Below are 21,646 nucleotides of genomic sequence, written 5' to 3' on the forward strand. Positions count from 1 at the left end.
CCGGGCCCGCGTTCCGCCGGGCGGCGCTGATGGCGTCCTCGGCGCCGCGGAGGGTGGCGGCAGCCCCGGGAGCGGTCAATTCGGCCGCCGGACATGACGGGTAACTAAACGGTTTTCAATCTTGCTGGAACGAGTCTAGCCTTCCCCACGGGACCGGCGGGCAACGCCGGCCAGGGAATCGTCCAAGGAGTCAACCATGCACCGCAGGGCCCTTCTGGGCGGCGCGCTGGCCGCGCCTGCCCTCCTCTCCATCCCCGTTCGCGCGCAGGGCACCATCACCCTGAACGGCGCGAGCCAGTTCGGGGACGATCACCCCTACACCAAGGCCATGGTCCGGTTCGAGGAGCTGGTACGCCAGTACTGGGGCCGCCCGATCAACTTCACCCTGCACAAGAACAGCTCCCTGGGGCTGGAGAAGCAGTATTTCGAGTACATGGCCCAGGGACGCGCCGTGGACTACGCGGTCGTCTCCCCCGCGCACATGTCCACCTTCTCCCGCGCGGCGCCCTTCATCGACGCGCCCTTCATCTTCCGTGACCTCGCCCACATGAGCCAGGTGGTGGAACAGGACCTGTTCAAGCCGATCTCGGACGAGGTGGAGCGCCGGGCGCGCGTCATCATGATCGGCTACGGCGGCGGCGGCGTGCGCAACATCTTCTTCCGCCGTCCCATCCGCAACCTGGCGGAGCTGCGCGGCACGAAGGTCCGGGTGCAGGGCGCCCCGATCTGGAGCCGCACCTTCACGGCCATCGGCATGTCGCCGACCGTCATCGCCTACAACGAGATCTACAACGCCATCCAGAACAACGTCATCGACGGCGGCGAGAACGAGGCCGCCGGCGTCGAGCAGATGCGCTTCTACGAGGTGGCGCCGGAGCTCTCGATGACGCAGCACGCCATCACCATCCGCCCCCTCTGCTTCTCCGTCGCCACCCTCAACCGGCTGCCCAACGACCTGCAGGCCGCCATCCGCCGCGCGGGGCGGGAGGCGAGCGCCTTCCACCGCGAGCTGGAATCGCGGGAGGACAGCGGCATCCTCGAGCGGCTGGAGCGCGAGGGGAAGCTGCGCCGGGTGGAGTTCATCCAGCGCGCCGAGATGAAGCGGCTGGTGGACCCGGTCATGACGGCCTACGCGCGGGAGATCGAGGCCGAGAACATCTTCAACCGCATCAACGGCCTCTCGTCCTGACCTGACGCGTCCGGCCGGGGCGGGGGGCCCCGGCCAATCCCCTACACCGGAGGTTTCATGTCACCGGCCACTTCGGCTGCGCTCGGCGCCCTGCGCCGGGTGAACCGGGCACTCGCCGCCGTCATCCTCGTGCTGCTCATGACCAGCGTCGGCGTGCTCGTCTTCCCGGTCAGCCTGCAGATCTTCTCCCGCTACACCAGCTACATCCCGAACTACATCTGGACAGAGGAGCTGGCGCGCTTCTGCCTCGTCTACTCCGTCATGCTCGGCGCGATGCTCGCGGTGCGGGAGGGGACGCACTTCAACGTGGACGTCTTTCCCCGGCTGACCCCGCGCGGGGAAGCCATCGCGGAGCTGGTCTCCGGCGCCTTCGTCCTGATCTTCGCCTTCGTCTTCCTCTGGTGGGGCTGGGAATTCACCGAGTTCGCCTTCTACCGGATCAGCGAGCTGGCGGAGCTGCCGCTCTGGACCATCCACATGGCCTGGCCCATTGCGGGCCTCGTCTGGATGCTCTTCCAGGCGGAGCGGATGATCGGCGCGCTCTGCGTCCTGCGCGGAGGAGCGGCCTGATGGGCGGCAATGTCCTCTCGGCGCCCGAGGCGGCCTGGATCCTCTTCGGCGTCTTCTTCGCCCTGCTGGTGCTGCGCGTGCCGGTGGCGGTCTCCCTCGGCCTCGCCTGCCTGCCGATCCTGCTGATCGAGCCGCGGTTGTCCCCCACCACGCTCGCGCAGGAGACCTTCAACGCCTACAACTCCTTCATCCTGCTGGCGGTGCCCTTCTTCCTGCTGACCGCCAACCTCATGAACATCGGCGGCATCACCGACCGCCTGATGAACTTCTCCCGCGCCCTCGTCGGGCATTTCCCCGGGGGGCTGGCGCAGATCAACGTCGTGCTGTCCATCTTCTTCGCCGGCATCTCCGGCAGCAGCACGGCGGACGCCGCCTCCCAGTCGAAGATCTTCATCGAGGCGCAGCGGAAAGAGGGCTACGACGACAGCTTCTCCGTCGCGATCACCGCCGTCTCGGCGGTGCTGGCGGTCATCATCCCGCCCTCCATCCTGATGATCGTCTGGGGCGGGGTGCTGACGGTCTCGATCGGGGCGCTGTTCCTGGCGGGCATCATCCCCGGCCTGCTGATCGGGCTGGTGCAGATGGCGACGGTCCACGCCTACGCGAAGGCGCGGGGCTATCCGACCTATCCTCGGGCCACGATGGGGCAGATCTTCCACACCTTCCTCGTCTCCATCCCGGCCCTGACCACGCCGATGATCATCATCGGCGGCAAGATCTTCGGCTGGTTCACCGCGACCGAGAGCGCCTGCATCGCCGTCCTCTATGCCGGGTTCCTCTCCCTGCTGGTCTACCGGGAGATGAGCTGGCGCGGCCTGCTCGATTCGCTGGGGGAGACGGGGCGGCTGGCCGGGGTGGCGCTGTTCTGCGTCGGCACCGCCTCCGCCTTCGGATGGCTGCTGGCCTTCTACCAGATCCCGCAGGCGCTGCTGGTGGGAGTGCAGGCCTGGGGCATGGGGCCGATCGGCGTGGGCTTCTTCATCGCCCTTGTCTTCCTCGTCGTCGGCTGCTTCCTGGACGCGATCCCCGCGATCATCATCGTCGGCGCCATCCTGCAGCCGCTGGCGCAGGGGGTGGGCATGGACCCCGTGCACTTCGCCATGATCGGCATCGTCAGCCTCGCCTTTGGGCTGGTGACGCCGCCCTACGGGCTGTGCCTGATGATCGCCTGCTCGGTGGCGGGAATGCGGATCAAGGACGCGCTGAAGGACACGATGATCATGCTGATGCCGATGCTGGCGGTGCTGGCGCTGATCATCCTCTTCCCGCAGATCGTGCTGATCCTGCCGAGCCTCATCTCCCCGGAGTTCCTGCGGTAGTCCCTCTCGGACCGGCACGCCGGGGGCCAGGCGTGGCCCCCCGGCCCCCGCGATCGAAGGATGGGGGCCCAGGGAGCGCGTTCGCCCCTGGCCGATGGGGTCCAGCTTCCCCGGACTCGTCCCTGGGCCAGATCAGGCCCAGGCGGGGATCACGTCACCCGGTCCAGTTCCGCGTCGTCCATGCTGCCGGGCACGATGGTCATCGGGCAGCGCAGACGCCCGCCCTGGCGCCCGACCAGCGCCGAGATCAGCGGCCCCGGCCCGCCCGTCCCGGTCGCGGAGGCGAGGACGAGGATGGACACCCGCGGGTCCTCGGCCAGCACGGCCAGGACCTCCTCGACCGCGTCGCCCTCCCGGATGATCAGCAGGGGAAGGCCGCCGGTGATCTCCTGCACCTCGGCCGCGAGGGCGGAGAGGAGCTGCTCCGCCTCCTGACGCCGCTCCTCCTGCATCAGGGCGCCGACCCCCGCCCATTCCTGCAGCCCGACCGGCTCCGTGACCCGCAGCAGCGCCACGCGGCCGCCGGATTTGCGCACCCGCAGGCAGGCGTAGCGCAGCGCCACGGCCCGCTCCGGGCTGTCATCCACCACGACGAGGAAGACGCGGTCCTGGGGCAAGGGAGTTCTCCTCAGTTCCGGCGGAACAGCACGCTGCCCAGCCAGCCGGCCAGCGCCGCGAGGGCGATGCAGACCGCGCCATACAGCAGCGGCCAGCCGCGCGATACGTCGGCGATCTGCGCGGCCGTGCCCACCCGGTCCACGCGGAAGGGCAGCTCCTGCCGCGCGATCACGCGGTTGGCCCGCACCAGCAGGACCTGCACGACATAGTCCCCCGTCGTCACGGTGGAGGGGAGCGGCAGGCGGGCGTGGAAGAGGCGGCCGCCGGAGACCTCGACGGGGCTCTCCTCCTCGTTCCACTGATCCGTGCGCTGCTTGAGTTCGGTCAGCGCCGTGCGGAAGGTCGGGTCGCGGGCGCCAGAGAGGCGCGCGACGAGCATGTCCAACCCCAGCCGCCGCTCGCGCCGCGCCGCCTCGTCCAGCAGGCCGGCGACGGGGGCGGTGGAGGCGACGGCATAGTAGTTCGGCACCTCCCGGAACCGGGCGGAGGGGCCGTTAACCCAGATGCCGAGCCAGCGCACGCGCTGCCGCACGATCAGGTCCCGCGGCGGCCCCATGCCGAGCACGATCACGTTGTCCCCGTCCGGCCCCAGCAGCCGGTCGGTGGCCCCGAAGACGAGGAGGTCGGCCCCGGTGAAGGCGGTGGTGACCTCGATCCGGGGCTGGCCGAGCTCCGCCGCCAGGGCAGGGCCGGGCTGGGGCGGCGGCGCCGGCGGGGGAGCGGGGTCCCGCTGGGCCAGCGCCGGCCCGGCCATCAGCAGGAGCGCCAGCGCCCCGCAGGCCGTGCGGGCGCCGCGCCTCACGTCGCCGGGCCGAAGGTGAAGAGGCTCTCGGGCGTCCGCAGCAGGTCCCAGAGCAGCCCGGCCGCGACCGACAGCACCAGGAAGCCGAGCAGGGCCCGCGTCTCCTCACCCCGGAGGCGCGTGCCCATCGCCGCGCCGAACTGCGCCCCGGCGACGCCGCCCGCCAGCAGCAGCAGGGTGAGCACGATGTCGACCGTCCCGGCCTGCACGGCCTGGAGCAGCGTCACGTTGGCGGTCACGAAGACCACCTGGAAGAGCGAGGTGCCGATGGTGGTGCCGGTCGGCATGCCCAGCAGGTAGATCATCGCCGGCACGAGCATGAAGCCGCCGCCGACGCCCATCATCGCCGACAGGATGCCGATCCCGAACCCCACCAGCGCGGGCGGGATGACGGAGATGTAGAGGCGGGACTGCCGGAACCGCATCTTGAAGGGCAGGCCGTGCAGCCAGGTGTGCTCGTGCAGCCGCTGTGGCCGCGCGCTCTTCCGGCGCAGGATGGCACGCAGGCTCTCCCGCACCATCAGCGCGCCCACCGTGCCGAGCACGACGACGTAGAAGAGCGAGACGGCGAGGTCCACCTGCCCCAGCCGCCGCAGCAGGACGAAGAGCTGCGTCCCCGCCGAGGACCCCGCGACGCCGGCGATCAGCAGCACCACCCCCATGCGCACGTCCACGTTGCCCCTTCGCCACTGGGCGATGAGGCCGGAGACCGAGGCGCCGAGCGTCTGGTTCGCCCCGGAGGCGACCGCGACCGCCGGCGGGATGCCGATGAGGATGAGGAGCGGGGTCAGCAGGAAGCCGCCGCCCACCCCGAAGAGCCCGGACAGCCAGCCCACGCCGAGGCCGATGCCCACCAGCAGGAGGGCATCCACCGACATCTCGGCAATCGGCAAATAGACCGGCATCTCGGGGAGGTCCCGAAGGTGGTGCGAGCGTGGGCGGGACGGGCGGTTTGGACCCGGCCGTGCGACCGCGCAAGACGGTTTCCGTCCCGTTGGTGTCGCGCAACGCGGCCCGGAGGCGCCCCGCCCGGGCGGGGCCCGCGCGCCCGGTGGTTCCAACCGGGCCGAACCCGCTCTAAGCCTGCCGTCCCAGCACCGGAGCAGACCCCATGCGGCCGATCGGACTTCCCACGCGGCGCGGGCTGCTGCGGGCGGCGCTCGCCGCCCCGGTGGCGCTGACGGCGCCCGCCCTGCGGCCCGCCGCCGCCCAGGCGGCGACGCGGATCGCGCTGCTCCACTTCAACGACTTCCACTCCAAGCACGAGGGAGTGGGCTCCGGCGGCGCGCCCTGCCGCGTCGGGCGTCCCTGCGCGGGCGGGGCGGCGCACCTGGCCGGCGCCATCGCGGAGGCCCGTGCGGCCACGGCCGCGGACGGCCGCCCGACCTTCCTGCTGGATGCGGGCGACGAGTTCATGGGCAGCCTCTACTACACCTTCCACCGCGGGATGGCGGAGGCCGCGGTGCAGCGGGCGAACGGCGTCATGGCCATGTCGCTCGGCAACCACGAGTTCGACCACGGGCCGGCGAACCTCGCGCGCTACGCCGCGGCGGTGCCCTTCCCGATCCTCTCGGCCAACCTGGATGCCTCGGCAGAGCCGCTGCTGCGGGACCGCGTCACGGCCTTCGCGGTGCTCGAGCAGGGCGGGGCGCGGATCGGCGTCGTCGGCCTCACCACGCCGACCACCCCCGCCACCTCCTCACCGGGTCCGACGCTCCGCTTCACCGACCCGATGGAGGCGGCGGACCGCGCGGTCTTCGCGCTGCGCCGCCAGGGGATCGGCACGGTCATCGTCCTCTCCCATCTCGGCCTGCCGGAGGACCGGCGGCTGGCGGCGGAGGTCGCGGGGGTGGACGCGATCGTCGGCGGCCACTCCCACCTCCTCCTCGCGGATGGGGAGCCAGGGGCGGTCGGCCCCCACCCGCTGGTCCAGGCCGGGAAGGACCGGGACGTGCGGATCGTCCAGGCGATGTGCCATGGCCGATACCTCGGCCGGCTGGACCTGGACCTCGCGCCGGACGGACGCATCGCCGCGCATGGCGGGCGGGAGCGGCCGGTGGATGCGGATGTCCCGGAGGAGCCGAGGGTCGCCGCCATCGTCGCGGAATACGCCGCCCCCCTCGGGGAGCTACGGCGCCGTCCCGTGGGCACCGCGGTCGGTCCCTTCCCGGACACGGATTGCCGGACGGGCGAGTGCGCGCTCGGCAGCCTCGTCGCGGAGGCCGCGCTGGCGGCGGTGCCGGGGGCGGAGGTCGCGATCGTCAACGCCGGGGGCCTGCGCGCGCCGCTGCCGGGCGGCGCCGTCACCTTCGGCGACGTGCTGGCCGTCCTGCCCTTCGGCAACACGCTCGCGACCCTCACGCTGCGCGGCGGCGCGCTGCGGACGGCGCTGGAGAACGGCCTGGCCCATCTGCCCGAGGAATCCGGCCGCTTCCCGCAGGTGGCGGGGCTGCGCTTCACCTTCGACGCCGCCGCGCCCGTCGGCCGCCGGGTCAGGGAGGTGACCGTGGGCGGCGCGCCGCTCGATCCGGACCGCGCCTATCGCGTGGCGACGAACAACTTCCTCCGCCAGGGCGGCGACGGTTACGCGCCGTTCTCCGCGGACGCGCTGGAATTCTACGATGACGGCCCGCCGCTGGAGGACGTGCTGGCGGCCTACCTCGCCGCGCGCGGCCCGGCCGTGCCGCGGGAGGACGGGCGGATCAGCCGGGGCTGACGCGCGGCGGCACCGGCCGGGGCCGAGACGAGGCGGTCAGGCCGCTTTCCGCACGTTCCAGAACACGGTGGACGGCGCCGGCACGATGCCGGAGAGCCGCGTGCGGTAGGCATGCGGCACGAAATAGGTGCCGAGCGGGATGAAGGGCGGGTGCTCGAAGGCGAGAGCCTGCATCCGGCGCGCGATGGCCTTCTGCGCGGCCTCGTCCGGGGCGTCGAACCAGGCGTCGCGCAGCCGCTCCATCTCGGGATGCGGGAACTCGTTCGCGTAGAGCGGCTGGTGCATGCCCGGGTTGGTCGTCCACAGGCCGGAATAGGCGAGCGAGAAGGCCTGCCAGGGATTGCGCGTCGCGGCCTCGCCGGTCGCGCGGTAGCGGGAGATGACGCTGCCCCAGTCCGCCACCTGCGCGTCCACGTTGAGGCCGATGGAGCGCATCAGCGCGTGCGCCACCTGCCCCAGCGCATTCGGCGCCGGCAGGTCGGAGGGGATCATCTGCGCGATCGGCCGGCCGTCATAGCCGCTCTCCCGCACCAGGCGGCGCGCCAGATCCAGGTCGCGCGGGCCGGTCAGCGCGGCCATGCCCTCGTCGCTGGCATAGGGGCTGGCGGGGTGGAAGAAGCCCACGCCGGCTTTCGCGAACTCGGCCTGGTCGCCGATCAGGGCGGACATGAACTCGCGCTGGTCCACGGCAGGAATCAGGGCGCGGCGCAGCGCCGGGTTGTCGAAGGGCGCGATCTGCGTGTTGAAGGTGATGTAGGCGTAGAAGCCCAGCCCCTCGATCGTCTCCAGTCGCACGTCGCGGAGCGCGCGCAACCGCGGCAGCAGGTCCAGCAGGGGCCGCTCCAGCCAGTCCACCTCCCCGCGCTGGAGGGCGGCCGCGGCGGTCGCGGGATCGGGCATGATGTGCCACTCGATCCGTTCCAGGTTCACCGGCTTGCCCCCGGACCAGCCGTCCGGCGCCTCCTGGCGGGAGACGTAGCGGTCATTGCGGAGGAAGACGGCGCGGCTGCCGCTGTCCCACTCCTCCCGCACAAAGCGGAAGGGGCCGCAGCCCACATGCTCCGTCACGGCGACGGTCGGCTCGGCGCGGGCCGCGCGCTCCGGCATGATGAAGCAGGTGGAGTTGCCGAGCGCGAAGGGCAGTAGCGCGAAGGGGCGGGACAGCCGGATCTCGATCGTCCGGTCGTCGGGCGCGCGGATCGCGTCCAGCCGGGTGGCGATCTGCCGGCCGAAGGGATCGCGCCCCATCCAGCGGCGGATCGAGGCCACGGCATCCGCCCCCCGCACCGGCTCCCCGTCATGGAAGCGCAGGCCCTCGCGGAGCGTCAGGGTCCAGGTGAGCCGGTCGTCCGAGACCACATGCCCCGCCAGCATCTGATGGCGCGGCACCAGCGCGCGGTCCAGCGCGAAGAGCTGGTCGTGCACCATGTTCGCGAAGTTGGTCGCGATCAGGGTGCCGGATTGCAGCGGGTCGAGGCTCGACAGGTTCGCGTGCGGCACGAAGCGCAGCACGCTCGCCCCGGAGCCCTGGGCCAATGCCGGGGAGGCGAGTGCGGCACCGCCCGCCAGGAGGGCCGCACGCCGACCGATGCTGCCCATGGCCCGCTCTCCTCGTCTGCACGGCGAGGCTAGCGACCCCCGCGTCGCGAGGGCAAGCCGCGGGCGGATCCGATCCGGCCGCGAGAAGGTTCCGGACGCACCGCGCCGTCAGTGGGCGGAGGGGACCTCCGGGCGCAGCATCAGCGCGTCGCAGAGGGCGATCGCCTCGCGCAGGGAGGTCACGATCGCCTCCGCCGGCCCCTCCTGGCGGAGCGCGGTGAGCATCGGACTGTCGGGCGGCGCGTGCCAGAGGCCGACGATGACATGCGTCCCGGGTAGCTGGCGCGTCAGCCGCCGCAGGAAGGTTCGCGCTCCGGCCACGCTGTTGCCGTCCTCGACCAGCCCCAGCAGGCAGAGCCGCACGCGGCCGGGATCGAGTCGGCCGAGATGGGCCGCGTCCAGCACCGCGTTCGTCTCGGCCTCGGCGCCGAAGCCGCGGTGTTGCAGGGCGGCGGCCGCGAGACGGGCCGCGAGGTCGTCGAGCTGACCGCGCCCGGGCACGCAGACGATGGCGCCCGGCGCCGCCCAGCCCGGCGGCACCGGCTCGCCGATGACCGCCGGGGGCGGCCGGTCCGCCAGGTCGTCCATCAGTGTCGCGACCTGCCGGCGAACCACCTCCAGCCGCTCCGGCTCCATCGCCTCCCGCGCCCAGTCCGCCTGCGCGAGGGCAAGTCCCTTCAGCACCACCGTGTCGCCATAGGTGGCCAGGGAGCCGCCCTCCTCGGCCAGGAGGATCGTCGCCTGATCGACCAGCCCGTCCGCGTCCCCGTCCAGGGCGCGCTGGTAGAAGGTCTCCTCCGGCTGCAAGGAGGGACGGTTGCCGAGGATCACGTCGAAGAACTCGAAGCTCGGCACGTGCCGGCCCAGCACCACCAGCCCGACCGTCAGGGGCGTCGCGATCAGCAGGCCGATCGGTCCCCAGAGAAGCGCCCAGAAGCTGGCGGACAGGATGATCGAGAGCGGGGAGAGCCCGGTCCGCTTGCCGAAGAGCAGCGGCTCGAACACCTGCCCCATCACCGCCTCGGTCACCAGGATCACGGCGAAGGTGGTTATGGCAAGCGTCCAGCCGGGATCCACCCCCAGCGCCAGCACGACGGGCGGGATGAGCGCGATCGGCGTGCCGATGAACGGCACGAAGCGCATCAGCCCGACCAGGATGCCCCAGAGCACCGGGCTGGGCAGGCCGATGGCCCAGAGCACGGCGGAGACCGCCACCGCCAGCCCCGCGTTCAGCGCCACCTGCGCGAGGAAGAGGCGGGACAGCCGGTCCGCCGCGTCGTTCATCGCGGTCATCGTGCGGTGCAGGTCGCGTGCGCCCGCCAGCCGGATCAGCCGGTCCCGCAGGTCCTCCCGGTTCAGCAGCACGAGGATGGTGAAGAAGATCACCAGCCCCGCCGTGGCCAGGGGATGCAGCACCGGGCCGACGACGCTGCGCAGGAGGGTGAGGACCGGCGCCTCCGGCCGGGCCGGGGCCGCGACGATCACGGGCGTGCCGGGGGGCGTGCCGGCCGGCGCCTCGGGCGCCAGCGGGCCCTCGAGCCCCAGGCCCTGCAGCAATCCCCCTGCCCGGCCCAGCAGGCTGCCGAGGTCGCCGAGCGCGCCCACCTTCGCCCGGATGACCTGGATATAGCGGGGCAGGTCCGCGGCCAGTTCCGCGAGCTGCGCCCCGATCACCACGCCGATGCCGCCGATCACCGCGAAGGCCGTGAGCACCGCGGCCAGGACCGCGAGCCCGCGCCCCAGCCTCAGACGTTGCAGCACGCGCGCCACGGGCGCGAGGACGAAGGCGAGCAGCACCGCCAGCACGAGGGGAACCAGCACGTCCCGCCCGAGGTAAAGGGCGGCCACGATGATGGCCGCGCAGATCAGGGCGTTCGCCACCCCGGCCGAGGGCACGGGCGCGGCGACGAGGCCGGGCGCGGCCGGCGAGCGATCAGGGAGGGCCATGCAGGCGTCTCGACATTCTGGGGGTGGCAGGGCCACGCCACCCCCGGATGCGATCCGGACCAGTCGCGCGCGGGAACGTCATCGCCGCAACCCGTACGAGGTTGCATGTCGCGTCGTTAGTGATCGCCGCGGCCGCGCCGCCGCCCCGCCCGCCTGCCAGAGGACGCTTCGTGCCCGAACCCGCCGGTGCCCCGCCCCTTCCCGGCCCTGTCCCTGGCCGCCTGCCGCGCCTTCCCGTCCTGGCCGGCCTCCTGGCCCTGGTGGCCGTGGCGGCGGGCGTCGCGAACTATGCCCTTTCCAACCGCGACGGCCGGGCGATCGCGGCCGGCAATGAATACGTCATCGGGCTGGAGGCGATGCTCTCGGCCCTGAAGGATGTGGAGACGGGCCAGCGCGGCTACCTCCTCATGGGGCGGGAGGAGTATCTCGCGCCCTACACGGCCGGCATGGCCGAGGTGGAGCGGCGCCTGGCCACGCTGGGCGAGTTGCGGGCCGCCAGCGGCCAGCCCCCCGACACCGGGCTGGAGACGCTGGTCCGCCAGCGCGAGGCCCTGTCCGAGCAGTCCGTGAATCATCGCCGGTCCGGCGACATGGACAGCGCCGTGCGAATGCTGGAGCGCGGCGAGGGCATCCGCGCGATGGATGCCGTCCGGGCCGAGGTCGCACGCCAGCAGGAGGCGGAGCGGACCCGGATCGGGACGCTGACGCGGCGGAACGCCGTCCGCACCCTCTGGCTGAGTGGCCTGGCCGGCGGGGCCGCGCTGCTCGCCTGCGCCCTGCTCGGCTTCTACGCGGTCACGCGCCGGCGCGCGGAGCGCCGGGCCTTCGGCCTGCTGGATGCCGTGATGGCGAACGCGCCGCTCGGCCTCGGCTTCCTGGGCCGGGACCTGTCCGTGACGGGCGGCAACCCCGCCCTGCGCGCCATCACGGAGCGGGTGATGGGCCTGCCGCCCGACGCGGCCGCGCTGCCGGCCGAACTCCGGCCGCAGATCGAGCCGCGGCTGTGGGACGTGCTGGAGGGAGGCTGGCCGAAGGCGGACATCGAGCTGGAGATGCGTCCGCCCGGCCGGACCGGCGAGCCGCATCACCTCCTGCTGACGCTGTTCCCCCTGCGTGGGAAGGATGGCCTTTCGGCGCAGGCCGGGCTCGTCCTGCAGGACGTCACCCACCGCAAGCGCGCGGAGGCACGGCTGCGGCGGAGCGAGGCGCGCTTCCGCAACCTGGCGAACTCCCTGCCGCAGCTCGCCTGGCAGACCGACGCCACCGGCTCGATCGAGTGGTACAATCAGCGCTGGTACGACTACACCGGCACCGACTTCGCGGCGATGCAGGGATGGGGTTGGCAATCGGTCCACCATCCCGAACACCTGCCCCGGGTGGTCGAGCACTTCCGGGCGGCGATCGAGGCCGGCCAGCCCTGGGAGGACACGTTCCCGCTGCGCGGCGCGGACGGGCAGTACCGCTGGTTCCTCTCCCGCGCCGCGCCGATCCGGGACGAGCCGGACGACGCGCACCCCGAGGGGGCCGTCACCGGCTGGTTCGGCACCAACACCGACATCACCGAACTCCGCCAGGCCCAGGAAGAGGCGACCGCGGCCCAGGCGGCCGCGGAGGACGCGAACCACGCGAAGAGCCAGTTCATCGCGAACATGAGCCACGAGCTGCGCACCCCGCTCTCCGCCGTGATCGGCTACGCCGAGATGCTGGAGGAGGAGGCGGGCGACATCGCCGGCGGCGACGTGCTGATGAAGGACCTGCAGAAGATCGGCTCCAACGCGCGCCACCTCCTCTCCCTCATCAACGACGTGCTCGACCTCTCGAAGATCGAGGCCGGGCGGATGGAGACCCATCTGGAGGAGTTCGACACCGCCGCCCTCGTCCAGGAGGCGGCGGGCACCGTGCAGTCCCTGATCGCGCGGAAGGCGAACACCCTGCAGGTACGGGTGGAGGAGGGGCTGGGGCGGATGCACTCCGATCCGGTGAAGCTCCGCCAGTGCCTCATCAACCTTCTCTCCAACGCGGCGAAGTTCACCGAGGGCGGGCGGATCACCCTCTCGGCCGAAGCGGCGCGCGCGGAGGACGGACGGCGGGAGATCGTCTTCCGGGTCGCCGACAGCGGCATCGGCATGACGCCGGAGCAGGTGGCGAAGCTGTTCACGCGCTTCACCCAGGCGGACAGCTCCACCACCCGGCGCTTCGGCGGAACCGGGCTCGGCCTCGCGATCACGCGGGCCTTCTGCGAGCTGCTGGGCGGCGACATCGCGGTGGAGAGCGAGGCCGGGCACGGCACCACCTTCACCATCCGCCTGCCCGCCCGCCTGAGCGAGGCGGAGCTGCCGGCCGAGGCGGCGGGGGAGGAGGCCGCGGTGCCGGCACCGGACGAGGCGCGGCCTCCGGCCGGCCTCATCCTCGTCGTGGATGACGACCCCGCCTCCCGCGAGCTGCTGACCCGCTTCGCCGCACGTGACGGCTTCGCGGTGCAGAGCGCGAGAGACGGAGAGGAGGGGCTGCGCATGGCCCGCAGCCTGCGCCCGACCGCCATCCTGCTGGATGTCATGATGCCCCGCATGGACGGCTGGGCCGTGCTGACCGCGCTGAAGGACGACCCGGAGCTGGCCGGGATCCCGGTCATCATGGTTTCGATCGTGCAGGAGCGGAGCCTGGCCGTCTCGCTCGGCGCCGCGGACTACCTCGTGAAGCCGATCCAGTGGCCGCGGCTGAAGAGCGTGCTCGACCGCTACCGCGCGCCCGGCGCCGCCCTGGTGGTGGAGGCCGATCCGCAGCCGCGGGCCGAGCTGCGCCGCCTGCTGGAAGGCGAGGGCTGGACGGTGGAGGAGGCGGTCGGCTCCGGCCCGGCTATGGAGCGCCTGACCGCGGCCCCCGAGGCGACCCCGGTCGGGCTGGTGCTGGTGGCGGTGCCGGGGACGGAGGGTGACGGGCTAGCCCTGGTGCACGCGCTGCGCCAGCACGAGGCGTGCCGGGACGTGCAGGTCATCGCGCTCACCGGCGGCGGCGTGCCGCCGGCCGAGCTGGAAACGTTGCGAGGCCAGGTCCGCCGCGTCCTTCCTGCGGATGCGGCGCCGCCGGAGGAGCTGCTGTCCGAGCTTCGCCGGATCGCGGGAAAGGTCGCCGGGAACCGGGTCGCACCGGCTCCGTTGTCGCTTCGGCAGGAGAGTGCAGGGTCATGACGAAGGTGTTGCTGGTCGAGGATCACGAGGAGCTCTGGGATTTCCTGTCCCGCCGCCTGACCCGGCGCGGCTTCGAGGTCATCGTCGCGCAGGACGGGCAGGAGGGCGTGGACAAGGCCCGGGCGGAGCGGCCGGACGTGATCCTGATGGACATGAACCTGCCGGTGATGGATGGCTGGACGGCCGCGCGGACGCTTCGCGCGGACCCTGCCACCGGTCGGATCCCGATCATCGCCCTGACGGCGCATGCCATGTCCGGCGACCGCGACAAGATGATCGAGGCGGGCTGCACGGATTACCACCCGAAGCCGGTCGACTTTCCGCGCCTTCTCTCGCAGATCGAGGCGGTCATGCTCGCCGCGGAGGAGTAGAGGCAGCGCCCCGGCCCATCCCGTTCCGGGTGTGGTGCCGGCGGCGTCCGCGGAGGTCATGCTCCCCGCCGCCCGCGCACGGCTCACGCGGCACAGGATCCCATCCCCGCCGATCCGACCGCGACGGCCGGTTGTCAGCGCGGCTCCTCGGACTCGGATGCCGCGCAGGCATGGGAAAGCGCGGCCCTGGCGGCGGGGCTGGCACCGGAGAACTGGCGCTCCCGCGCATTCCAGGCATAGGGGAGGACGACGTCGCGGCAGCGCCGACCCGGCACGCAGTAGGTGACGCGGAGCAGGAGCGCGCCGCGGCGCCAGTCAAGGAAGGGCCGCCCGTCCTGGATCTCCGCGAAGAGGGTTTGGCGACGGTCACGCCCGTCCCGATCCGTCCAGCGCAGTTCTACAGCGGTCGCCAGGTGCCCGCCCGACGACGCCGCCCGCCCGGTGCGCCAGCGGATCCGGCCGGCCGGCGAGCCGGTCCAGGATCCTTGCTCCATCAGGAGGCCGGCGTCCGACCAGTCGAAGCAGTCCGCCCGCGCGACGCCGCCGATGGCCAGGAGCGCGGCCAGCATCGCCGAGCGCGCCGCGATGCGGCGAGCGAGAGAGGGGTGGGACGCGGCCATGTCGTCGGGAGTGTGGCCGTTCGCCGCACCGGGAGAAAGGCGGCGGGCCGGGCTCCCGCCCCCTGCCCTACTCGGCCGGCGCCGCGTCCGGCACAGGGGCGAGGACCGGCGTCCCGATCCGGTCGCAGGCCAGGAGGAGCGCCGTGACCATCGCGTAGCCCGCGGCCACCATGGGCGTGACGGCGAAGCCGATCGCCGGCCCGTGCATGAAGCCGAAGAAGGTCAGCACCGCCCCGGCGGCGCTGAAGGCGGCCGCCCGGGCGTAGTCGCGCTCGATCAGGAAGACGGTGATGGCGGCCAGCACCAGGCCCGTCAGGATCGCGCCCTCCCCCATGACGGACAGGCCCTCGTAGAGCACGCCGAGGCCGGCCATCTTCTCCGTCCCCACGGCCGCGGCGGTGGTGCCGGCGGCGGTCAGCGCCCCGTCGATGAGCGTCTTCGCCCAGGCGGCGAGGTGCGGCGTGAAGGCGAGCACGATGGCCGGGGCGTGGCGGTGCGGCGTTTCTTGGAAGGCCTGCGCGCCGATCAGCATGCCGATGTAGAGCAGGATCGGCGAGATCGCGACGACCGGGATGAGGTCCAGCAGCACGGAGACGATGCCGAGCCAGGTGAGGACGATCACCAGCACCCCCGTCGCGGCGGAGTAGCCGATCCGCCCGCCCATCGCCTTCCAGCCGGGATGGCCGATGTAGACGGCGTTGATGAAGGGATTGCCCATGAGGCAGCCGATGAGACTCACCACGCCGTCCGCCGTCAGCACGCGCGTGGTGGGATAGAGGTCGCCCGCCGCTTCCGCGCTCTCCACGTTGTCCATCGCCTCGACGAGGTCGTAGATGCCGAAGGGGATGGCGGTGACGAGGATGATGCCGAGGAACTCGAAGCCGCCGAAGACGTGCTCCACTGCCGGCAGCGGCACGGAGAAGCCGATATTCGACAGGGCGGCGAAGAGCCGCTCCCCCGAGACGCCCGCGACGGGGTGGCCGATGGCGGCGGCGCCCCAGGCGATGACCATGCCGACGAGGATCGCGACCAGCCCCGCCGGCATTCCCCGCGGGTAGCGGATGCCGCCGAACCAGGCGAGCAGGATCACGCCGAAGCAGGTGAGCCCGATCAGCGGCGAGGAGATCATCTCCAGCGCCGGGCGCATGGCGATGAAGGTGACGGAGACGCCGGCCAGCGTGCCCAGCAGCGCCGCCCGCGGGGTGATCCGGCGGATGAGAGGCGCGACGAAGCCGCCGATCATCAGGATGAAGCTCTGGATGAAGACCCAGGCGAGTCCGGCTTCCCAGGCTTTGATCGGGTCGTTCGTGCGGCCGAGGATCGGCAGCATGATGACGAAGACGACGATGAACATGTGCGGCACCGAGATGCCGGATGGCAGGGCGCAGACATCGTCCCGCCCCGTCTGCCTCGCCAGCCGGTAGGCGAGCCAGGCGTAGTAGGCGGTGCTCAGGAAGAGCATCAGCCCGGTGGCGGGCAGGATGCGGCCGAAGGTGATCTCGTCCGGCAGGCGCAGCACGAAGCGCAGGAGGCCCGTCAGCACGATGAGGTTCACCAGGATGTTCGTGCCGAAGCCGAAGAAGGCGTTCCAATCGCCCGGCGACCACAGCCGCGGGCCGGTGCCGGGACGAAGGGTGGCGCTCACCATGTGCCGCTCTCCTCTTGCGTGGCCAGCGCGGCCGTCAGCGCGGCGGAGTCCGCGACCCAGCCGAAGATCCCGCCCTGCGCCGACACCATGGCGAGGGCGGCCGCGTGGAATTCCGGGAAGTAGGAGGCACAGGCATCCGACAGGACGAGGCAGCGGAAGCCTCGGTCATTCGCCTCGCGCAGGGTGGTGTGGACGCAGACCTCGGTGGTCACGCCGGTGAGGATCAGCGCCTCGATCCCGCGGTGCCGCAGGATGGCCTCCAGCTCCGTGCCGTAGAAGGCGCCCTTGCCAGGCTTGTCGATCACCGGCTCTCCGGCGATCGGGGCCAGGGCGGGGATGATGTCGTGGCCGGGCTCGCCGCGGATGAGGATGCGCCCCATCGGGCCGGGATCGCCGATCCGCAGGCGGGGCGCGCCGCGCTGCACCTTCGCGGGCGGCGCATCGGAGAGGTCGGGGCGGTGGCCTTCTCGCGTGTGGATCACCAGCATCCCGGTAGCGCGGGCCGCATCGAGCACCGCGCGGCAGGGGCCGATGGCGGAGGCCAGATGCGCGACATCGTTGCCCAGCGCGGCGCCGAAGCCGCCGGGCTCCAGGAAGTCGCGCTGCATGTCGATGATGACGAGCGCCGTTCGTCCCGGCGCGAAGGTGAAGGCGGAGGGTTCTGCCTGCAGGGCCAGCCCCGGGCCGGTCGCCAACACGCCTTCCATGCCCAATCCCCGTCCGGCCCCTCCACGAGGCAGCAAGAAGCGGGCCAGGGCCGGAACGACCGCGCGGCGAGATACCGCTCGCGGCGGCGTCCCCCGCGCCGGGCGGCGCTCCCGGACAGGCGCCGGCCCGAACGGGAGCCGGGGCGGCCAGGTCCCCAAGGTTTTCCTTCCCGCCGGAAGGTCCTTAACTGGCGTGCATGACAGGTTACCCGGCGACGCGTCGCCCCCTCGTCGTGGCATCCGTCATGGCGGCCATCTTCATGATCGCGGTCGAGGCGACCATCGTCTCCACCGCGATGCCCCGGATCGCCGGCCAGCTCGGCGACGTGCATCTCTACGCCTGGGTCTTCTCGTCCTTCCTGCTGACCCAGACGGCCGCGACCGTGGTCTTCGGCAAGCTGGCCGACCTCTACGGCCGCAAGCCGGTCCTGCTGGCGGGGATTGCGGTGTTTCTGTTCGGCTCGGTGCTGTGCGGGGCGGCGTGGTCCATGCCGTCCCTGATCGCCTTCCGCCTCATCCAGGGCATCGGGGCGGGCGCCATCCAGCCGGTGTGCCTGACCGTGATCGGCGACCTCTATCCCGGATCGCAGCGGGCGAAGGTGCAGGGCTACACGGCCAGCGTCTGGGGCGTGTCCTCCGTGCTCGGCCCGCTGGCCGGGGCGCTGATCGTCGAGCATCTCGGCTGGGCCTGGGTGTTCTGGAGCAGCCTGCCCGTCGGGGTGGCCGCCGCGGCCGGCTTCGTGGCCTTCCTGCACGAGGATCTGGCGCCGGCGAAGCGGAGCGTGGACGCGGTCGGCGCCGCGCTGTTCACCGGCGTCATCGCCTCCCTGATGATCGCGCTGACCGGCCTCGGCGTCGCGGGCGACCGCACCGCCCTTCCCGCGGCCGCGGCCTGCGCGGTGGCGCTGGCCCTGTTCGTGGTGCAGGAGCGGCGGGCGCGCGACCCGATCATGAATTTCGGCCTGCTGTCCCGCCGGCCGATCGCGACGGCCAACGCGACGACGCTGCTGGCCGGCATGGCCCTCATCGGACTGACGACCTTCCTGCCGATGTATGTGCAGGTCGTGCTGCGCCAATCGGCGCTCGTCGCCGGCTTCACCCTGACGGTCATGGTGCTGGGCTGGCCGATCGGTTCCACGATCGCGGCGCGGAACATGGCCCGCTTCGGCCTGCGCGTGATGCTGCTCCTCGGGGCTGGACTGCTGCCCCTGGGGGCGCTCGGCATCGCCTGGCTCGGCTCGGGCAGTTCGCCCGTCACGGCGGGGCTCGGCTCCTTCACCATGGGCCTCGGCATGGGCTTCCTGAACGGATCGGCGATCATGATCGTGCAGGGGAGCGTGGGCTGGGAGGAGCGGGCATCCGCCACGGCCTCGAACATCTTCTCGCGCAACCTCGGCAGCACGCTCGGCGCCACCGTGCTGGGGGCCGTGCTGAACCTCAGCCTCGTGCAGGGCAATGGGGGAATGTCGCCGGCGCAGGCCGACCAGATCCGGCACCTGCTCGACGGGTCCGCGCAGGCGATCGACGCGGCCGTCCAGGGGGCGCTCGGCCACGCGCTCCACCTGACCTTCCTCGCCATGCTGCTGATCGCGGCGCTGGCGATGGGCGCGGCCATCCTGGTCCCGGCCGTTCAGCTCGGTGCGCCGCCGCCGCGTGCGCGGCCGGACCGCGCCGCGGCCGATTGAGGCATAGCGCCCGTCAGGGGCCCGAAAAGACTATGGCGGGCGCCGTGCTTCACGGCGCCCGCCAAGTTGTGGGGTAGGAGGTGGGGTCCTCCGCCGGGTGATCCCGCGCGCTGTCGCCCCGGGGGCGGTGGTGGCGGCGGTGGAACCGGTGAGGCCGTTATGCCCCGCTCTCGGTCGCGTTGCTGTGCCGCGGCGGGCCGGGGCGTGTCGCGCGCGTCTCGCGGCGGCCGGGGAGCAGGTTTCCGATCAGCGCCAGCCCAGCGCCGGGGCGACGTGCTTCAGCACGCCCTCGATCACATGGGCGCAGTAGTCGACGCCGAGCTGGTTCGGGATCGTCAGGAGCAGGGTATCCGCCTCCGCGATCGCCTCGTCCGCACGGAGCTGCTCCACCAGGGCGTCGGGCTCGGCGGCGTAGCCGCGGCCGAAGATGGCGCGGGTCCGCTCGTCGATGAAGCCGACCTGGTCCGCCTCCTTGCCGCGGCCGAAATAGGCGCGGTCGGTGTCGTTCAGCAGCGGGAAGATGCTGCGGCTGACCGAGACGCGCGGCGTGCGGGCGTGCCCGGCCTCCTTCCAGGCCTCATGGTAGGCCCGGATCTGCCGCGCCTGCTGGACGTGGAAGGGCTCGCCCGTCTCGTCGTCTTTGAGGGTGGAGCTCTGCAGGTTCATGCCCTGCTGCGCCGCCCAGACCGCGGTGGCGTTGGAGCCGGACCCCCACCAGATCCGCTCCCGCAACCCCTCCGAGTAGGGCTCCAGGCGCAGCAGGCCCGGCGGGTTGGGGAACATCGGGCGCGGGCTCGGCCGGGCGAAGCCCTTTCCCTGGATCACCTCCAGGAAGACCTGGGCGTGGCGACGGCCCATGTCGGAATCGCTCTCGCCCTCGGCCGGGGCGTAGCCGAAGTGGCGCCAGCCATCGATCACCTGCTCCGGCGAGCCGCGGCTGATGCCGAGCTGGAGCCGGCCGCCGCTGATGAGGTCGGCGGCCCCGGCGTCCTCGGCCATGTAGAGAGGGTTCTCGTAGCGCATGTCGATCACGCCCGTGCCGAGCTCGATCCGGCTGGTCTTCGCCCCCATGGCGGCGAGCAGCGGAAAGGGAGAGGCGAGCTGGCGGGCGAAGTGGTGGACGCGGACATAGGCGCCGTCCGCGCCCAGCTCCTCCGCCGCGACGGCGAGGTCGATGGATTGCAGCAGGGTGTCGGCCGCGGAGCGGGTGGCGGAGCCGGGCGAGGGCGTCCAGTGGCCGAAGGAGAGAAAGCCGATCTTCTTCATGGTCGGGGATGGTCCGGGTCGGCGGTGATGGGGTCCGCCGCAAGGGGTCGGGCGGCCCGGGCGGGGACCGCCGGGCCATGGTGGAGCGGGAAGATGGGTTGCCCGCGGGAACGCCGCCAATCACCCGGGCCGATGACGGTCATGTCCCCGGGGCGGGGACCCCGCCCGGCGGTCAGGCCAGGGGAGCGGTCCGGAAGAGCGATACGCGCAGCCCGCCGTGGGGGATCGGCGCGGTGGTGGGAAGGAAGGGCAGGCCGGTCGCGTGGGCCAGCCGGGGCTCGCTGGTCACGATGCCGACCCGCCAGCCCGGGAAATGGCGCAGGAGCGTGCCGCCGAGGGCGCGGTAGAGGGCCAGCAAGGCCGTCGGGTCGCCGATGCGGGTGCCATAGGGTGGGTTCACGATGACCAGCCCTGGCGCCCCCTCGGGCGGGCGCGCCTCGCTGATGCTGCCCTGCTCGAAGGCGGTGAAATCCGCGACGCCCGCGCGCTCCGCATTCGCGCGGCTCATGGCGATCGCGCCGGCATCCCGGTCGCGGCCGTGGCAGCGGGCCACCGGGGCGCGCGCGCTCTTCACCGCGCGCATGCGCTGCCACGCCGCCGCGTCGAAGGTGGCGAGCTGCTCGAAGGCGAAGCGGCGGGAGCGGCCCGGATTGAGCCGCGCGGCGATCTCCGCGGCCTCGATGACGAAGGTGCCGGAGCCGCACATCGGGTCGAGCACGGGCTCGGTCCCGTCGTAGCCGCATTGCTGCAGGAACAGCGAGGCCATGGTCTCCCGCATCGGCGCCGCGTTCACGGCCTGCTTGTGGCCGCGCTTGTGCAGTGGCTCGCCGGACGTATCGACGCTGATGGTGCAGACGTCGTGCTCGATGCGCGCCATCACGGTGACCTCGGCCTCCTCGGCCTGCGGGGCGCCGAGGGTCTCCCGGATGGCGGTCCCGATCCGCTCGGCCGCGGCGCCGCTGTGGTAGATGCGCGACGCGCTGCACGACGCCTCGACCCGGAACGGGATATCGGGGCGCAGGACGCTCGCCCAGGGCACGCGGCGCGCGCGGCCGTCCAGCTGCGCGAGGTGAATGGCCCGGAAGGAATCCAGCCGCGCCAGCACGCGCCCGGCGCCGCGGATCCAGAGGTTCGCGCGCCAGACCTCCGGCCAGCCTCCCCGGAGGACGACGCCGCCGGCGACGGGCCGCGGCTGCCGGAAGCCCTTGCCGCGCACCTCGGCGCACAGCACCGCCTCCAGCCCCGGGGCCGTCGCGAGGAAGATCTCGAAGCCCGTGTCCCGCGTCATCGCGCGGCGGCGGGCGGGAGGAGCGTGGCCCCGTCGCGGGCCGTCCCATGCCGGTCTGCCTCCCGCATGGCCCGGACCGTCGCCACCTCAGATCCCATCCGGGGCTCCGCCAT

17 protein-coding genes are annotated in these 21,646 nt (G+C 72.5%); 7 read left to right on the forward strand and 10 right to left on the reverse strand.

The annotated features are described in order from the left end of the window. Positions 1 to 196 precede the first annotated feature (196 nt). The 3 genes from ACP6CK_RS14740 to ACP6CK_RS14750 are packed head-to-tail and all read left to right on the forward strand — an operon-like array spanning position 197 to position 3,078. Positions 197 to 1,189, forward strand: a complete 993-nt coding sequence (locus ACP6CK_RS14740; protein ID WP_426959821.1) for a TRAP transporter substrate-binding protein — start codon at positions 197 to 199, stop codon at positions 1,187 to 1,189. A gap of 57 nt (positions 1,190 to 1,246) precedes the next feature. Continuing rightward, entirely contained in the window at positions 1,247 to 1,759 is a 513-nt protein-coding gene (locus ACP6CK_RS14745) for a TRAP transporter small permease (RefSeq protein ID WP_426959822.1), read from the forward strand. Beyond that, positions 1,759 to 3,078, forward strand: a complete 1,320-nt coding sequence (locus ACP6CK_RS14750) for a TRAP transporter large permease (protein WP_426959823.1) — start codon at positions 1,759 to 1,761, stop codon at positions 3,076 to 3,078. The genes ACP6CK_RS14745 and ACP6CK_RS14750 overlap by 1 nt, the downstream gene beginning before the upstream one ends. A 149-nt stretch (positions 3,079 to 3,227) precedes the next feature. On the opposite strand, the gene ACP6CK_RS14755 is transcribed toward ACP6CK_RS14750, so the two are convergent. The 3 genes from ACP6CK_RS14755 to ACP6CK_RS14765 are packed head-to-tail and all read right to left on the reverse strand — an operon-like array spanning position 3,228 to position 5,403. After that, positions 3,228 to 3,695, reverse strand: coding sequence for a universal stress protein (locus ACP6CK_RS14755; RefSeq protein ID WP_426959824.1), 468 nt, complete (start codon positions 3,693 to 3,695; stop codon positions 3,228 to 3,230). An 11-nt stretch (positions 3,696 to 3,706) separates the two neighbouring features. Continuing rightward, positions 3,707 to 4,498: a TIGR02186 family protein gene (locus tag ACP6CK_RS14760; RefSeq protein WP_426959825.1), complete on the reverse strand. Its 792-nt coding sequence runs from the start codon at positions 4,496 to 4,498 to the stop codon at positions 3,707 to 3,709. Continuing rightward, complete coding sequence (locus tag ACP6CK_RS14765; RefSeq protein ID WP_426959826.1) at positions 4,495 to 5,403, reverse strand: sulfite exporter TauE/SafE family protein; 909 nt, start codon at positions 5,401 to 5,403, stop codon at positions 4,495 to 4,497. Before ACP6CK_RS14765 ends, ACP6CK_RS14760 begins: the two co-directional genes overlap by 4 nt. A gap of 206 nt (positions 5,404 to 5,609) precedes the next feature. Here ACP6CK_RS14765 and ACP6CK_RS14770 point away from each other — a divergent pair, with 206 nt between their 5' ends. Continuing rightward, positions 5,610 to 7,214 (forward strand): bifunctional metallophosphatase/5'-nucleotidase, encoded by a 1,605-nt coding sequence (locus ACP6CK_RS14770; RefSeq protein WP_426959827.1) that lies wholly within the window; start codon positions 5,610 to 5,612, stop codon positions 7,212 to 7,214. A gap of 36 nt (positions 7,215 to 7,250) precedes the next feature. On the opposite strand, the gene ACP6CK_RS14775 is transcribed toward ACP6CK_RS14770, so the two are convergent. Both ACP6CK_RS14775 and ACP6CK_RS14780 read right to left on the reverse strand, forming a co-directional pair. Next, positions 7,251 to 8,813: an ABC transporter substrate-binding protein gene (locus ACP6CK_RS14775; protein ID WP_426959828.1), complete on the reverse strand. Its 1,563-nt coding sequence runs from the start codon at positions 8,811 to 8,813 to the stop codon at positions 7,251 to 7,253. Between the two features lie 108 nt (positions 8,814 to 8,921). Continuing rightward, the gene (locus tag ACP6CK_RS14780; RefSeq protein ID WP_426959829.1) at positions 8,922 to 10,760 is read right to left on the reverse strand and encodes an AI-2E family transporter; all 1,839 of its coding nucleotides are present in this window, start codon (positions 10,758 to 10,760) and stop codon (positions 8,922 to 8,924) included. A gap of 170 nt (positions 10,761 to 10,930) precedes the next feature. Here ACP6CK_RS14780 and ACP6CK_RS14785 point away from each other — a divergent pair, with 170 nt between their 5' ends. Then, positions 10,931 to 13,948, forward strand: a complete 3,018-nt coding sequence (locus tag ACP6CK_RS14785; protein ID WP_426954074.1) for an ATP-binding protein — start codon at positions 10,931 to 10,933, stop codon at positions 13,946 to 13,948. Next, complete coding sequence (locus ACP6CK_RS14790) at positions 13,945 to 14,319, forward strand: response regulator (RefSeq protein WP_426954075.1); 375 nt, start codon at positions 13,945 to 13,947, stop codon at positions 14,317 to 14,319. The genes ACP6CK_RS14785 and ACP6CK_RS14790 overlap by 4 nt, the downstream gene beginning before the upstream one ends. A gap of 134 nt (positions 14,320 to 14,453) precedes the next feature. Here the strand turns inward: ACP6CK_RS14790 and ACP6CK_RS14795 are convergent, their stop codons facing one another. The 3 genes from ACP6CK_RS14795 to ACP6CK_RS14805 form a co-directional block, all read right to left on the reverse strand. Next, a complete protein-coding gene (locus ACP6CK_RS14795) occupies positions 14,454 to 14,939 on the reverse strand; it encodes a hypothetical protein (RefSeq protein ID WP_426954076.1) in 486 nt (161 codons plus the stop codon). A 67-nt stretch (positions 14,940 to 15,006) separates the two neighbouring features. Further along, positions 15,007 to 16,587: a hypothetical protein gene (locus tag ACP6CK_RS14800; protein WP_426954077.1), complete on the reverse strand. Its 1,581-nt coding sequence runs from the start codon at positions 16,585 to 16,587 to the stop codon at positions 15,007 to 15,009. Continuing rightward, positions 16,581 to 17,294 (reverse strand): cysteine hydrolase family protein, encoded by a 714-nt coding sequence (locus ACP6CK_RS14805; RefSeq protein ID WP_426954078.1) that lies wholly within the window; start codon positions 17,292 to 17,294, stop codon positions 16,581 to 16,583. The genes ACP6CK_RS14800 and ACP6CK_RS14805 overlap by 7 nt, the downstream gene beginning before the upstream one ends. Positions 17,295 to 17,491: 197 nt before the next feature. On the opposite strand from ACP6CK_RS14805, the gene ACP6CK_RS14810 reads away from it, so the two are divergent. Further along, on the forward strand, positions 17,492 to 18,979 hold the full coding sequence (locus tag ACP6CK_RS14810; RefSeq protein WP_426954079.1) for an MDR family MFS transporter: 1,488 nt from the start codon (positions 17,492 to 17,494) through the stop codon (positions 18,977 to 18,979). A gap of 246 nt (positions 18,980 to 19,225) precedes the next feature. Here ACP6CK_RS14810 and ACP6CK_RS14815 read toward each other — a convergent pair whose 3' ends face one another. Further along, positions 19,226 to 20,245 carry an LLM class flavin-dependent oxidoreductase gene (locus tag ACP6CK_RS14815; protein WP_426954080.1) on the reverse strand — a complete coding sequence of 340 codons (1,020 nt, stop codon included), beginning with the start codon at positions 20,243 to 20,245 and terminating at the stop codon, positions 19,226 to 19,228. 172 nt (positions 20,246 to 20,417) lie between these two features. Further along, a complete protein-coding gene (locus ACP6CK_RS14820; protein WP_426954081.1) occupies positions 20,418 to 21,533 on the reverse strand; it encodes a THUMP domain-containing class I SAM-dependent RNA methyltransferase in 1,116 nt (371 codons plus the stop codon). Positions 21,534 to 21,646: the final 113 nt, after the last annotated feature.

Source organism: Muricoccus radiodurans, from assembly GCF_050154705.1.
Classification (GTDB): Bacteria; Pseudomonadota; Alphaproteobacteria; order Acetobacterales; family Acetobacteraceae; genus Roseomonas; species Roseomonas radiodurans.